Raw genomic sequence first — 13,341 nt, forward strand, 5'->3', positions numbered from 1 at the left:
AATGGGCCCATGAGCACACCACCTGACTATGCCGGCTTCTGGCTGCGCGTCGCCGCATCGCTGATCGACACTGTCTGGCTGTGCCTCATCGTCTACACCTTGCTGGCGCTGCTGGTCGGGCCGCAGGCCATGCTGCCCGATGCGCCCTACACACCGCTGCGCTTCCTGGTGGAGTGGGTGCTGCCCATCGCCCTGGTCATCGGGTTCTGGCTGTTCCGGTCAGCGACGCCGGGCAAGATGCTGCTCAAGCTGAAGGTGGTGGATGCACAAACCCTGGGGCCGGTGCCCATGCCACGTTTGCTGCTGCGCTACGCCGGCTACTATGTCGCCGCGGCCCCGCTGGCGCTGGGCCTGCTGTGGGTAGGCTGGGACGCGCGCAAGCAGGGCTGGCACGACAAGCTGGCCGGCACGCTGGTCATCCGCGTGCCGGGCACCGGCGTCGAGCCCCAACCCACCACATCCACCAGCAATGGCGCGCCCGCCGCACGACACGACGACACCGCATGGCCGACCTGACCTCATCCGTGCCCACGATCACCTGGGATGACTTCATGAAGGTGGAACTGCGCGTGGGCCGCGTCCTCAGCGCAGAGCCCTTCGCGCAAGCCCGCAAGCCGGCCTACATCCTGCACGTGGATTTCGGCCCTGAGATCGGCACCCGCAAATCCAGCGCGCAGATCACGGCGCTCTATGCGGCCGAGCAGTTGGTGGGCCGCCTGGTGATGGCCGTGGTCAACTTCCCGCCCAAGCAGATCGGGCCGTTGATGTCCGAGTGCCTGGTCACCGGCTTTCACAACGCGCAGGGCCACGTGGCCTTGTGCGTGCCCGATCAGGACGTGCCCCTGGGCACGCGGCTGCTGTGAAACCCGAGGCTATCGGGGCACCTCTGCCCAACCGCAGCTGCCCCCTGTGCGGCGGCCCCAACGCCTGCGCGCCTGCGCAGGCAGGCAGCTTCGACACGCCCTGCTGGTGCCGGGAGGTGACGGTGTCGCCCTGGGCACGCGCCCAGGTATCCAGCAACCAGGGGCAATCCTGCCTGTGCCCCCGGTGCGCGCAGTTGAAGGCAGGAACCACGCCGGCGGCGGCCGATGCGCCCGATCAGGCGCCCCACACCTCGGCCAGCACAACGCCAAAGCGCTGAGCAACGCCCGGCTCAAGCCCGCTCGAACACCGCCATGCTTTCGACGTGGGCCGTGTGCGGAAACATGTTGACAGCACCGGCCAGCACACAGCGGTAACCGGCCTGGTGCACCAGCAGCCCGGCATCGCGCGCCAGCGTGGCCGGGTTGCAGCTCACGTAGACGATGCGCTGCGGCGGCACCCAATCCGGCGCCAGGGACGGATCCTGGTGCAGATCGGCCACGGCCTTGGCCAGCGCGAAGGCCCCTTCACGCGGTGGGTCCACCAGCCACTTGCCGGCGTGGCCGTAGCTGGTCAGTTCGGCCGGCGTGATCTCGAACAGGTTGCGGGCCACGAAACTGGTCTTGTCGTGCAGGCCGTTGGCGCGCGCGTTCTCACGCGAGCGGGCCACCAGCTGTTCACTCCCCTCGATGCCCAGCACCTCGCGCGCCTGCGTGGCCAGCGGCAAGGTGAAGTTGCCCAGGCCGCAGAACCAGTCGATCACGCGCTCGTCGGCCCGCACATCCAGCAGGCGCAGCGCCCGCCTGACCAGCACCTGGTTGATGTGGTGGTTGACCTGGGTGAAGTCCGTGGGCTTGAACGGCATGGTGATGCCGAACTCGGGCAGGGTGTAATCCAGCCCGGGCAGGTGCTCGTCCAGCGGGTGCACGGTGTCGGGCCCCTTGGGCTGCAGCCACCACGACAGCGGGAAGCGGCCTTCATTCCACGCGCTGTGCTCGGCCTGGAAATCACGCAGGCGCTGGATGTCGGCGGCGCTGAGCGCCTCAAGGTGGCGCAGCACCAGCACCGTCACCTGCGTGCCCACGGCCACTTCGATCTGCGGCAGACGGTCGCGCTGGTCCATCGAATAGACGAGCTCGCGCAAAGGCGCGATCAGGCGGCTGACGTGGGGCGGCAGGATCTCGCAGGTGAGCATGTCGGCCACATAGCGCGACTTGCGCTCATGAAAGCCCACCAGCACGGCGCCCTTCTTGGCCACATGGCGCACCGACAGGCGGGCACGGTAGCGGTAGCCCCAGGTGGGGCCTTCGATCGGGCGCAGCAGCGTCTCGGCGCGCACCTTGCCCAGGTGCCAGAGGTTGTCCTCCAGCACGCGCTGCTTGACGGCCACCTGGGCCGACGGGTGGAAGTGCTGCATCTTGCAGCCCCCGCACAGGCCGAAGTAGGTGCAGCGCGGCGTGACGCGCTGCGAGCTCTCGCTGCGGCGCTCGGCCATGGTGGCCTGCTCCCAGTTGTTCTTGCGGCGCGTGACGCTCACGCGCACCTCTTCGCCGGGCAGCGCATCTTCAATGAACACCACCTTACCGTCAGGCCGGTGGGCCACGCCCTGGGCTTCGAGGTCGAGCGATTCGACCTTCAGCCATTGCAGATGGGGGGGCACCGCCAGTGCTTCGGCGTCAGCCGGCAGCGGTGCGGCGGGGGTGGGTGCCTGGGGGGACGGCGCGGAAGTGGAAAGAATCTCGTCGGTCATCCCCCGATTGTCTCAGGGGATGAGGCCGGTTTTCAGCGGTCCGTGCGGCCCAAGGCTCAGCGCGTCGGCAGCGACTTGGCCGGATCGATGGGCTTGCCCTGCTTGCGCACCTCGAAGTGCAGCTGCACGCGGTCGGTGTCGGTGCTGCCCATCTCGGCGATCTTCTGGCCCTTGCGCACAGCCTGGTCTTCCTTGACCAGCAGTGTCTGATTGTGGGCGTAGGCCGTGAGGTACTGGGCGTTGTGCTTGACGATGATCAGGTTGCCGTAGCCACGCAGGCCAGAGCCGGCGTAGACCACTCGGCCATCGGCCGCGGCGAAGACCGGATCCCCCGCCTTGCCTCCGATGACCAGGCCCTTGCGCTTGCCTTCTTCGAAGCTGCCCAGCAAGGGGCCGGAGGCAGGCCATTGCCAAGCCGGTTCGTCAGCGTCGCGGTCCGCGGCGGGCGCTGCGGTGGGAGGTGTCGCGGCTGGCGTCCCTGCCGAGGCGGCGTCGCTGCCGGCCGACGCCGGCTTGGACGCGCCACTGGCGGCTGCGGCCGTGCTGCTGCCCGAAGCGGGCGGCAAGGGCTTGGCATCCAGGCTGCGGGCCTCCAGCTTCGAGCTGGTGATGGGCTTGGCCGCCGGCAAGGCATTGCCTGCCGTCGGCGTGGAAGCCGTCACCGTGCTGGGATCGACCGAAGGCGACAGCACGCGCAGCACTTGCCCCACCTCGATCAGGTTGGGGTTGTCCAGGTTGTTCCAGGCGGCCAGATCGCGCCAGTTCTGCCCGGTTTCCAGTGCCACGCGGATCAGCGTGTCGCCCGGCTTGACCGTGTAGTAGCCCGCCTTGCCGGCGTTCTCGGCGCCCGGCGGCAGCCGGCTGGGGCTCAGGCCCGTGCCGACGCGCCCGCGGTCTTCGACCGGCGCCTTGTTGATGGGGGTGGAACAGCCCGCGAAGGTGGCCACGACCGCGACAGCGGTCAACAGCTTGAAGATATTTTGCGTTTGGTGCATGTTGAAGCAAACAAGCCGAGACATCACGTCGTGCCTGATTTTAGAGGCACGAAGAGCACCTGACCTGCCGTCGCCTGCTGCAATTGCCCGGAAGGCAGGCGGTCGACGATGGTCAGGATCTGGGTGCCGGTTCTGGGGTCTTCCGTCGGAGCCACCAGGCGGCCTCCGGGGGCCAACTGGTCGAGCCAGGCTGGTGGCAAGGCTGCCCCGCCCGCCGCGGCGATGATGGTGTCGTAGGGTGCGTTGGGCGCATGGCCCAGCATGCCGTCGCCATAGACCAGGCGCACGTCCTGCCATCCGGGCAGGCCCGCGCGCAGGCGGTCGAGGTTGGTGCGGGCCTTGAGGTGCAGATCACGCAGGCGTTCAATGGACACCACGCGCCGCGCCAGGCAGGACAGCAGCGCCGCCTGGTAGCCGCAGCCTGTGCCGATGTCCAGGCACTGCCCCAGCGGAAAGGCCGCATCGGGCGCCAGGCCAGGCCGGGTGCACAGCAACTCGACCATCGAGGCGATGACGGAAGGCTTGGAGATGGTCTGTCCCAGCCCGATGGGCAGGCTGGTATCTTCATAGGCCTGGTTGACCAGGGCCGAATCGACGAACCAGTGGCGCGGAATGGTCCCGAAGGCTTGCAGCAGGCGCGGATTGCGGATGCCATCGGCTTGCAGGCGATCAACCATGCGGCGCTGCACGGCGCGGGAATCCATGCCCAGGCCCTGCGGCGTGCTGTGCTGGCGTTTGTCGCGTGCCGCCTGCTCCAGCGGGGCCTGCGGGCGCAGCAATTCACGCGCAGGCGCAGCCTTGGCAGGGGCCGCCACGCGGTCCAGACTCAGCGGGAAACGCCGGGTGCGCGGGCCGCCAGGCGGAGTGCTCATGCGGCCGAGCCCTGGTCGTCGACGGGCGCCCCCACCCAGTCGCGCCAGCGCGGCAACCCGGCGTGGTCGGTCATGTCGACCTGCAAAGGGGTGATGGACACGCCGCCCTGACGCGTGACGCCGAAGTCGGTGCCATCGCTTTCATCGCGCGCCTCGCCAGCCGGGCCGATCCAGTAGATGGGCTCGCCACGGGGGTTGGTGGTGGAGATCGCCGGGCGGCTGGCATGGCGGCGGCCCAGGCGGGTGATGTGCCAGGGCGCGCGGTCGCAGTCGGGAATGGCCGGGATGTTCACGTTGAGCAGCCAGGGCCCGGTGCCCGGAGGGCGGGCCAGCACGTGCTCGACCACCCGGCGGGCCACGGTGGCCGCAGTGTCCAGGTGGGCCCAGCCCTTGTCAGTGAGCGAGAACGCGATGGAGGGCACGCCGAACAGGAAGCCCTCCGTGGCCGCGGCGACGGTGCCCGAATAGAGCGTGTCGTCGCCCATGTTGGCGCCATTGTTGATTCCGGACAACACCAAGTCAGGGGTTTCGATCAAGCCAGAGGTGAGGGCCAGGTGCACGGAATCGGAAGGTGTTCCTGTAACAAAACGAAAACCATTGCGGGCCGTGTGCACGGTCAAGGGCTGGTGCAGGGTGAGCGAGTTGGAGGTGCCGCTGGCATTGCGCTCAGGGGCAAAGACATCCACATGGCCCAGCCCTTGGCAGGCCTGCACGAGGGCTTCGAGGCCAGGGGCCAGGTAGCCATCGTCGTTGGCGATCAAGATACGCATGGGCACATTGTAGGCGGGCAGACACGTTCGGCGGTGAAGGCCCCCCTTGGGGGTCTGTCGCATCCGCTCGCACAAGATGATAATGAGGGCGGTTCATTTTGGTTGGAAACAGGGGAGCCTTCCTCGGCAAGGTGCGGCATCAGCATCGTTCGGGCGCAGCGTTTTCAACCCAGGGGGTGCGCCGGTCGGCCCCCTCGGGAGCAAGTCATGGCAGTCAAAGTACTGATTCTTGAAGACAACCCGGTCGCCCGGGGTTTCTTGTGTCGCGTGGTTCGAGAGAGCTTCAGCGACGTCAGCAGCATCACCGAAGCCGGTGATCTGGAGGCCGTGCGTCGGCTGTTGGGGCATGCGGCCGGGCAACGTGCGGCGGCCACCCCCGATCCATTCCAGTTGATCCTGGTGGATCTTGAGTTGCCCGACGGCAGCGGGCTGGAGCTGCTCTCCGAGCTGGCCAACTACCCCGCCACGCGCATCGTGACCACGCTCTACTCCGACGACGAGCACCTGTTCCCTGCGCTGCAGTGCGGGGCCGACGGCTACCTGCTCAAGGAAGACCGTTTCGAGGTGCTGGTCGAAGAGCTGCAGAAGATCGTGCGGGGGCAGCCCCCGCTGTCGCCGGCCATCGCCCGGCGCCTGCTGACGCATTTCCGCACGGGCGATGGCTTCCCATCGGCCAGCGCCCTGCACACTGGCAGCGGCGTGAGCAGTGCCGCCGTGGCCGCAGCGCCTGCCGCCCCCGTCGCGCCCATGGACCACGAGAGGCTCACCCCCCGTGAAAGCGAAGTGCTGACCTACCTCAGCAAGGGCTTCACGATCAAGGAAATCGCCAACCTGATGGGCATCAAGTGGTTCACCGTGAACGACCACATCAAGTCCATCTACAAGAAGCTGAACGTGTCCAGCCGCGCCGAGGCAGCCGTGCTGGCCAGCAAGCAGGGCCTGGTGTGACCCTGCCGCCCGGCGCCAGCGACCTCAGTCTGAGCGAGCGCCGCGGCCCCACCACCCTCGACGAAGCCCTGCAAAGCGGCAGCCACCTGCCCCGCTGGATCGGCTGGCGGCTGCGCCTGCTGGTGGCCGTGATCCTGGGCGGGTGCATGCTGGTCTTCGTGCTGGCGCAGTGGCTCACCACGCAGCCCCGCCTGCCGGTGTCGCTCAAGCCCTCCCCCGAGGGCGCAGTCAAGGTGGTCTCGGCCACGATGCCGGCGTTGCAGCGACTGGAAGGCCACGCGGTCGAGGGGGTGCGCGTCGAGCAATCCACCCCGGATGGCGTGGCCAGGGCCATCGAGGCCCCGATCGAACTACTGGCCCTTCAACGCAGCGCCCGCTGGATCCCCGACCTCAAGGCGCGGGAGCAGTACGTGGCGCTGCACCGTCAGTTGGCCCAGGCCGCAGCCTTGCTGCCCAAGGAGGGCGGCGTGGTCGTCCTCGAACTCGTGAACGCTCCGGACGAGCCGGTGCTGGTATCACAGCGGGGCTGGGGGGGGCTGACTCCGCTGTTCTGGATGCTGTCGGCTCTGGCCGTGGTGGTGCTTGGGGTGGGCGCGGTGGTCTTCCTGGCCGGCCCGCAGTGGCGCAACGCGGCCTTCGCACTGCTGGCCGTCACACAGGGCGGACACCTGCTGCTCATCGCCGCCGAATCCAACCTCGACCTGTTCATGCCCGTGTGGTTCGTGGACCTTGACGCCAGCCTGCGCACGGCCTTCGACATCGTGTCGGCCACCGCCATGATCCAGGTGGCCGTGCTGCATCCGCGCAGGCTGCGGGGCTGGGGACTGGTCACGCTGGGCGGCTGGACGGCCGCCCTGCTGAGCGGTCTGGCGCTGTCCTACCTGACACCGACGTGGCACTGGTGGTGGGTGCAGGGCAGCTGTGCCACGCTGGGCCTGGCCGCGATCGGCTTCATGACCCTGACCTACCGCCAGTCGCCCCACCCTTTCACGCTGGTGATGCGCCGGTTCACCAGCATCACGCTGGGCAGCTGGGTGCTGCTGAGCTTCGCGGTGGCCGTGGCGGGCACGCGCGCGGACATGCAGCTCAACGTCACCACCTTCGGTGTGATGACCTGGCATGTGTTCTTCGCCTCTCAGCTGCTGCTGTCGCCCTACCTGTCGCGCTCCAAGCAGATCCTCCAGGAGTTCTCGCTGCTGGCGGCCTCCAGCACCGTGGCCGCTTCGCTCGACCTGCTCTTCGTGGCGGTGTTCTCGCTGGGGCAGTTCACCTCGATGACGCTGTCGCTGTTCCTGTCCTTCGGCGTGTACCTCAGCATCCGGCGCTGGGTGATGACCAATGTGCTCAGCCGCGACCCGATCACCACCGAGCGCCTGTTCGAACGGCTGTACCGCATCGCGCGCGAGCTGGAGCGTCGCCCTGACCGGCTCGACGACCTGATGGCGCGACTGATGCGCGAGCTGTTCGACCCGATCGAAAGCACGCTGGTTCAGGGCGATGTGCCCACCACCGCGCTGCGCGGCAATGGTGGCATCCTGCTGGTACCTTTGCCGCACCTGTCGCACACTGAGGGCTGCACCAAGGTGTTCGTGCTCAAGCATGCGGACAAGGGCCGCCGGCTGTTCACGTCGGAAGATGCCCGGCTGGCCGACCGTATCGTGGAGCAGTTGCACCGCGTGCTGACCTTCGACCGCGCGGTGGAGCGCGGCCGCAGCGAGGAGCGCATGCGCCTGGCCCAGGATCTGCACGACGACATCGGCGCACGCCTGCTGACCCTGATGTACCAGGCCCCCAACCCGGACATCGAGGACTACATCCGCCACACGCTGCAGGATCTGAAAACGCTCACGCGCGGCCTGGCCGTGCAGACCCACACCCTGAGCGACGCCGCCAGTGAATGGAAGCGCGACCTGAGCCACCGCCTGCACGCGGCCCGCTGCGAGCTGGACTGGCATCTCTCGATCGATGAAGACGTGGAACTGACCGTGGTGCAGTGGTCGGCGCTGACCCGCATCCTGCGCGAGCTGGTCAACAACACGATCAGCCATGCCAAGGCCAACCGCGTGCGCGTGGAGCTCATGCTCAAGGACGACCGGCTGACCCTCTCCGTGACGGACAACGGCCTGGGCCGCTCCCCCGAGTCCTGGTCACATGGCCTGGGGCTGGGTGGCGTGCGCAAGCGCACCAAGCAATTGGGCGGCACGGTGGCCTGGGTTGAACTGGAACCTCAGGGCATTGGCTGCGAGGTGGTGGTGGAGCAGTTCTCGGCGCCCGTACCGGGCTGAGCCGGCACAGGCGATCAAGACTGATCAGATCTCCCATTGAGGGGTGTTGCGCAACACCTCTTCCAGCGTGGTCACGCCTTCGGCCACCTTCATGACACCACCCAGGCGCAGGGGCTTGAGCCCCTCCTGCACAGCCTGCTGACGCAGGCGGGCCATGTCCACTGTAGGGTGCATGGCCTGGCGGATGGCCTCGCTCAGGGGCAGCAGCTCGTACAGGCCCACGCGGCCCTTGTAGCCCGTCATGCGGCATTCGAGGCAACCCACGGGCTTGTAGGGGCGTGGCGTGCCATTCAGGCGCCAGGGCTTGATGGTCTCGGTGAGCATCTCGGCCGTGAGGGACTCATCGGGCTTCTTGCAAGCCAAGCACAGGGTGCGCACCAGGCGCTGGGCCAGCACGCCGATCACGGTGGCGCTGATCAGGTAGGCCGGCACACCGATGTCCACCAGGCGTGTCACGGCCGAGGCCGCGTCGTTGGTGTGCAGGGTCGAGAACACCAAGTGGCCCGTGAGAGATGACTGGATGGCCATGTCGGCCGTTTCACGGTCGCGGATTTCGCCGACCATGATGATGTCGGGGTCCTGCCGCATCAGGGCGCGCACGCCTTCTGCAAAGCCCAGGTCGATGTTGGGCTGCACCTGGGTCTGGTTGAACGAGGGCTCGATCATTTCGATCGGATCCTCGACCGTGCAGACGTTGACCTCTTCCGTGGCCAGGCGCTTGAGCGTGGAGTACAGCGTGGTGGTCTTGCCCGAGCCCGTGGGCCCGGTGACCAGGATGATGCCGTGCGATCGCGCGGTGAGCTGCTCCCAGATGGCCAGCTCTTGCGGCGCAAAGCCCAGCGCATCGAAGGTCTTGAGCGTGTTGTCCGGATCGAAGATGCGCATCACCAGCTTCTCGCCGAAGGCGGTGGGCATGGTCGACAGGCGCATTTCAACCTCTTCGCCGGCCGGGTTGCGCGTTTTGATGCGGCCGTCGAGCGGACGGCGCTTTTCAACGACGTCCATGCGGCCCAGCAGCTTGATGCGCGCCGTCATGGCCTGCATCACCGACAGCGGCACCTGGTAGACCATGTGCATCACGCCATCGATGCGAAAGCGGATGGCGCCCATGTCGCGGCGCGGCTCCAGGTGAATGTCGGACGCGCGCTGATCAAAGGCGTACTGCCACAGCCAGTCAACCACCTGGATGATGCCCTGGTCGTTGGCATCGAGCTGGCGGTTGCTGCGCCCCAGCTCCACCAATTGCTCGAAGCTGCTGGCCGTGCTGTCGCCGGTCTTCTTGTTGGCGTCGCGCACTGACTTGGCCAGCGTGTAGAACTCGGTGCGGTAGCGCTGCAGCTCCAGCGGGCTGGCCACCACCAGGCGGATGGACTTCTTGGTGTGGGCCAGGATCTCGTCGATCCAGCCGACATCGAGCGGCTCGCAGGTGGCGATGGTGATCTCGTTCAGGCCCACCTGGATGGGCAGGGACTTGCGACGCTCGGCATAGTTGATGGACATGACATCCGCCACGCGGGCCACGTCCACCTTGAGCGGGTCGATGCGCACATAGGGCATGGCCACCCGTGCGGCCAGCCACTCAGTGAGCGGCTCCAGCTCGAGCACGGCACCCGTGTCCTGCCGGGGCAGGCTCAGGCCAGCCAGACGCACCAGGGGGTGTTGCGAGCTGCCCCCCGCTGAGAAGCGCTGGGCCACCCGTTCGGCATCCTTGAGGGCGATGACGTTGTCTTCCGTGAGCCAGGTGACCAGCAGTTTCCAGTCCAGCGGGCCCTTGTGGGTGATGGGCCGGGGATGCTGCCGCGCCTGGGGTGCGGAGGGCTGGATGACTGCAGGGGGCACGGCACTCATGGTGATGTGGGTGATGCGTCTTGGGTGGGCGTCGGGCGGCTCAGGAAGCGGTTTGCCCCTTGAGCGAGCCCTTGAAGGACGACAGGAGCTTGACCCATTTTCGCGCAGGCAGCTCCCAGCGTGTCTGTAAAGTTTCCCCTCTTGACGCCAACTCGTCACGCAGGGGCAGATCAAACCCCTTCCAGGCCAGCACGATGGTGTTGCCCTCGGTGGTGGGCTTGAGCATGGCCATGCGGTCCGCCCCGAAGGCCGCGGCGATGCGCGCAGCACTGCGGTCGAAGCTGGCCTCTCGGCCGAACAGGTTCACGCTCATCACCCCGCCATCGTCCAGCACCTGCCAGCAGGCGCGGTAGAAATCCTCGTCATCGAGCACCGGGCTGGCGGCTTCGTGGTCGTACAGGTCGACGCACAAGGCATCGAACGCCGCGATGTGGGCCGGATCGGCCACGAAGCGGGCGGCATCCTGCTGCAGCACGGTCAGGCGATCGTCACCTGCGGGCAGGTGGAACCAGGCGCGGCAGGCGGCGATAACACCCGGGTTGATCTCGACCACGGTGGTGGGCAGGCGCAGCACCGCGTGGCAGTACTTGGTGATGGCACCCGTGCCCAGGCCGAGCTGCAGGCAGCGGGTGGCGGGCAGCTCGCTTTCCGGGCGCAGCAGCAGCCAGGCCATCATGCGCTGGATGTACTCGAGCTCGAGCTTGAGCGGCTTGCAGATGCGCATGGCGCCCTGGATCCAGGGGGTGTCCAGGTGCAGGTAGCGCACGCCGCGCTCTTCCGAGATGGTGGCCTCGGGAAGGGTGGGTTTCTTGGGGCGTTTCACGGGGCGTGAGTGTCGCATGGCGGGCTTTTCGGATAATGCCCAGATGCCCCGAGCCAAGCCACTTCCTCTGCCCATGTGTCCCACGGACACCGTCGAGCCCGCCCCACTGCAGGGGCTCGGCCCCATCATCTCTCCGAGCACCACGTTGATCGTGCTGGGCAGTTTTCCCGGCGCGGCCTCGCTCAGGGCGCAGCAGTACTACGCACACCCGCGCAATTTCTTCTGGCCCATCGTGTCGGCCCTGTGGGGGCTGGAAGGTGATGCCGCGCTGCAGCATAGACCTTATGCTGAACGCGTGGCCGAGGCCCGCTCGCGCGGGCTGGGCATCTGGGATGTCTATGCCAGCTGCCTGCGGGAAGGCAGTCTGGACAGTGCCATCGAGCAGGCCGAATTGAACACCCTGGATCGCTTGCGCGAATGGGCACCTGGGTTGAAGGGCATTGCCCACAACGGGGGAGAGTCGGCCCGGCACATGAAGATCACGCAGACGCTGGGATTGCCTGTGGTGAAGCTGCCATCGACCAGTCCTGCCAATGCATCGTGGTCGTTCGAACGCAAGCTGGCGGCCTGGCGTGAAGCATTCACTCAGTTTGGGCTGGACACGGCCAGCCCGCGCACCGACTGATGCTGGACAGCCTGCTGCTCAGTTGGCCAGATAGGCCTTGACCTTGGGGTCCTTCAGTATGTCGATCACCCCCAATGCCAGCGTTCCATTCAGCACACGCCACATGTCCGATGGGCTGCCTTGACTGACGCGGACCGTTGTCTCGGCGCCATCTCCCAATTTCACATTCACCTGCATGGAAGACGTGAAGTGGAATGCGTGCTGAACAGCCGCCAACTGAACCACCTTGACTTGCAGAACCTTCTTCTTGTCCCGTCCGATCACTTTGCCGTGGATGGCTATTTCCTTGTTCAACTGCATCACCAGATGGTCCGTGACTGTCTTGTAGTCACCGGTCCAATCTGCCGCCCCGGAGAAGAATTTCCTCTGTTCCTGATCAGTTTGGATGTTCTGGACCAGGACGCTGCCGTTGACGTCAAAGTTCGGAATTCTCTCCGCTGAGATCACATACTCTTGCGGCACGTAGTTCACCGTCCCGCAACCGGCCAAAAGAATCGCCGCGCAAACAACCACGACCACTTTGATCACAAGAAACCCCTGATAAATGAATGATGACCTTCTCATTATTCCTGAAATGCGCCGGGGCCCCGTCAAGGACATCAACGGGACATGCCGCGGCAACCATGCCAGCGAGTGGCCGGACGATACTCAGCGCATGCTCGCGAGCAGCAACTTGAGTTTTGGCAACACAGAGCAAGCGTTTTCTGCAGTGACCTTTCGGACTTTGCCCAGATCCCACCCGCGCAATTCCGCCATGGTTTCGGCGATACGTGGCAACTGTGCCGGCTCATTGCGGCTGCGTTCGCCCTGAGCTCGCGCTTCAGCCGTCTTGTACAGCCAGTGCGGAGGAATGTCGGGCGAGTCTGTCTCCAACACGAGGCGGTCCTCAGGCAGCCAGGCAGCAATGCGTCGGATCTGCAAAGCGCGGTCGAAGGTCATGGCCCCCCCGAAACCCAGACAAAAGCCCAGTTCGACAAAGGCCTCGGCCTGCTGCTCACTGCCGTTGAAGGCATGGGCAATACCGCCTGGCACTGCCCTGCCCTCGGCCTTCATGCGCCGCAGGTGCTTGAGCAGTTGATCGGCCGTGCGGCGCACGTGCAGGATCACGGGCAGGCCCGCCTCTTGCGCCACCGCCAGTTGGGCCGCGTACAGGACATCCTGCTTTTCGCGGCTGGCCTCGTCCTGGATCTCGGGCACGAAACCATCCAGGCCTATTTCGCCCACCGCCACCAGGCGCGGGTCATCGCGCCAGCGTTGCAGGGCATCGCGCAGACGCTCGGGCGCATCGGTGCCCACCTTGTGGATGAACAAGGGGTGGCTGCCCAAGGCATACGCGCCATCGCAATCTATGGCGGCCTGGCGCGCCGCTTCAAAGGTCGAGGGCATCACCGACACCACCACCTGCCGCACGCCCGCCTCGCGGGCACGGGCGATCACCGCCGCCCGGTCCGGGTCGAACTCGGGGGCGTCGAGGTGGCTGTGGGTGTCGATCCAGAAGTCGGCCATGGCTTACATGATGCCTCGGGCACGCGCCCACCTGCGCGCGCAGGGGCAAGCCGGATGG

14 protein-coding genes are annotated in these 13,341 nt (G+C 66.7%); 6 read left to right on the forward strand and 8 right to left on the reverse strand.

Going from position 1 to position 13,341, the window contains the following annotated elements; translation table 11 throughout:
* The first annotated feature begins 9 nt into the window (after positions 1-9).
* The 3 genes from EIP75_RS03445 to EIP75_RS03455 are packed head-to-tail and all read left to right on the forward strand — an operon-like array spanning position 10 to position 1,141.
* Entirely contained in the window at positions 10-516 is a 507-nt protein-coding gene (locus EIP75_RS03445) for an RDD family protein (protein WP_125241832.1), read from the forward strand.
* Positions 504-863 carry a tRNA-binding protein gene (locus tag EIP75_RS03450; protein WP_420797143.1) on the forward strand — a complete coding sequence of 120 codons (360 nt, stop codon included), beginning with the start codon at positions 504-506 and terminating at the stop codon, positions 861-863. The genes EIP75_RS03445 and EIP75_RS03450 overlap by 13 nt, the downstream gene beginning before the upstream one ends.
* Complete coding sequence (locus EIP75_RS03455) at positions 860-1,141, forward strand: cysteine-rich CWC family protein (RefSeq protein ID WP_125241833.1); 282 nt, start codon at positions 860-862, stop codon at positions 1,139-1,141. The genes EIP75_RS03450 and EIP75_RS03455 overlap by 4 nt, the downstream gene beginning before the upstream one ends.
* Positions 1,142-1,153: 12 nt before the next feature.
* Here EIP75_RS03455 and rlmD read toward each other — a convergent pair whose 3' ends face one another.
* The 4 genes from rlmD to surE are packed head-to-tail and all read right to left on the reverse strand — an operon-like array spanning position 1,154 to position 5,248.
* The gene (gene rlmD, locus EIP75_RS03460; RefSeq protein ID WP_125241834.1) at positions 1,154-2,611 is read right to left on the reverse strand and encodes a 23S rRNA (uracil(1939)-C(5))-methyltransferase RlmD; all 1,458 of its coding nucleotides are present in this window, start codon (positions 2,609-2,611) and stop codon (positions 1,154-1,156) included.
* A 56-nt stretch (positions 2,612-2,667) separates the two neighbouring features.
* Positions 2,668-3,606, reverse strand: coding sequence for a peptidoglycan DD-metalloendopeptidase family protein (locus EIP75_RS03465; protein ID WP_125241835.1), 939 nt, complete (start codon positions 3,604-3,606; stop codon positions 2,668-2,670).
* Positions 3,607-3,629: 23 nt separating this feature from the next.
* On the reverse strand, positions 3,630-4,478 hold the full coding sequence (pcm, locus tag EIP75_RS03470; protein WP_125241836.1) for a protein-L-isoaspartate O-methyltransferase: 849 nt from the start codon (positions 4,476-4,478) through the stop codon (positions 3,630-3,632).
* Positions 4,475-5,248, reverse strand: a complete 774-nt coding sequence (gene surE / locus EIP75_RS03475) for a 5'/3'-nucleotidase SurE (protein WP_125241837.1) — start codon at positions 5,246-5,248, stop codon at positions 4,475-4,477. Before surE ends, pcm begins: the two co-directional genes overlap by 4 nt.
* 207 nt (positions 5,249-5,455) lie before the next feature.
* On the opposite strand from surE, the gene EIP75_RS03480 reads away from it, so the two are divergent.
* Entirely contained in the window at positions 5,456-6,196 is a 741-nt protein-coding gene (locus EIP75_RS03480) for a LuxR C-terminal-related transcriptional regulator (RefSeq protein ID WP_125241838.1), read from the forward strand.
* Complete coding sequence (locus tag EIP75_RS03485) at positions 6,193-8,481, forward strand: sensor histidine kinase (RefSeq protein WP_125241839.1); 2,289 nt, start codon at positions 6,193-6,195, stop codon at positions 8,479-8,481. Before EIP75_RS03480 ends, EIP75_RS03485 begins: the two co-directional genes overlap by 4 nt.
* A gap of 24 nt (positions 8,482-8,505) precedes the next feature.
* Here the strand turns inward: EIP75_RS03485 and tfpB are convergent, their stop codons facing one another.
* Together tfpB and EIP75_RS03495 are read right to left on the reverse strand one after the other, a co-directional pair.
* Complete coding sequence (gene tfpB, locus EIP75_RS03490; protein ID WP_125241840.1) at positions 8,506-10,329, reverse strand: type IV pilus assembly ATPase TfpB; 1,824 nt, start codon at positions 10,327-10,329, stop codon at positions 8,506-8,508.
* Positions 10,330-10,369: 40 nt separating this feature from the next.
* Positions 10,370-11,152, reverse strand: a complete 783-nt coding sequence (locus EIP75_RS03495; RefSeq protein ID WP_233584653.1) for a spermine/spermidine synthase domain-containing protein — start codon at positions 11,150-11,152, stop codon at positions 10,370-10,372.
* A gap of 73 nt (positions 11,153-11,225) precedes the next feature.
* Here EIP75_RS03495 and EIP75_RS03500 point away from each other — a divergent pair, with 73 nt between their 5' ends.
* The gene (locus EIP75_RS03500) at positions 11,226-11,777 is read left to right on the forward strand and encodes a DNA-deoxyinosine glycosylase (RefSeq protein ID WP_125241842.1); all 552 of its coding nucleotides are present in this window, start codon (positions 11,226-11,228) and stop codon (positions 11,775-11,777) included.
* 18 nt (positions 11,778-11,795) lie between these two features.
* On the opposite strand, the gene EIP75_RS03505 is transcribed toward EIP75_RS03500, so the two are convergent.
* Together EIP75_RS03505 and EIP75_RS03510 are read right to left on the reverse strand one after the other, a co-directional pair.
* On the reverse strand, positions 11,796-12,305 hold the full coding sequence (locus EIP75_RS03505) for a hypothetical protein (protein WP_125241843.1): 510 nt from the start codon (positions 12,303-12,305) through the stop codon (positions 11,796-11,798).
* A gap of 120 nt (positions 12,306-12,425) precedes the next feature.
* Entirely contained in the window at positions 12,426-13,283 is an 858-nt protein-coding gene (locus EIP75_RS03510; protein WP_125241844.1) for a TatD family hydrolase, read from the reverse strand.
* Between the last annotated feature and the right edge of the window lie 58 nt (positions 13,284-13,341).

The sequence above is a fragment of the Aquabacterium soli genome (genome assembly GCF_003933735.1).
Taxonomy (GTDB): domain Bacteria; phylum Pseudomonadota; class Gammaproteobacteria; order Burkholderiales; family Burkholderiaceae_C; genus Aquabacterium; species Aquabacterium soli.

Coding starts and splice junctions, on each gene's coding strand:
- EIP75_RS03445 (WP_125241832.1), top strand. CDS start 10: ATGAGCACACCACCTGACTATGCCGGCTTCTGGCTGCGCGTCGCCGCA.
- EIP75_RS03450 (WP_420797143.1), top strand. CDS start 504: ATGGCCGACCTGACCTCATCCGTGCCCACGATCACCTGGGATGACTTC.
- rlmD (WP_125241834.1), bottom strand. CDS start 2,611: ATGACCGACGAGATTCTTTCCACTTCCGCGCCGTCCCCCCAGGCACCC.
- EIP75_RS03465 (WP_125241835.1), bottom strand. CDS start 3,606: ATGCACCAAACGCAAAATATCTTCAAGCTGTTGACCGCTGTCGCGGTC.
- pcm (WP_125241836.1), bottom strand. CDS start 4,478: ATGAGCACTCCGCCTGGCGGCCCGCGCACCCGGCGTTTCCCGCTGAGT.
- surE (WP_125241837.1), bottom strand. CDS start 5,248: ATGCGTATCTTGATCGCCAACGACGATGGCTACCTGGCCCCTGGCCTC.
- EIP75_RS03480 (WP_125241838.1), top strand. CDS start 5,456: ATGGCAGTCAAAGTACTGATTCTTGAAGACAACCCGGTCGCCCGGGGT.
- tfpB (WP_125241840.1), bottom strand. CDS start 10,329: ATGAGTGCCGTGCCCCCTGCAGTCATCCAGCCCTCCGCACCCCAGGCG.
- EIP75_RS03500 (WP_125241842.1), top strand. CDS start 11,226: ATGTGTCCCACGGACACCGTCGAGCCCGCCCCACTGCAGGGGCTCGGC.
- EIP75_RS03510 (WP_125241844.1), bottom strand. CDS start 13,283: ATGGCCGACTTCTGGATCGACACCCACAGCCACCTCGACGCCCCCGAG.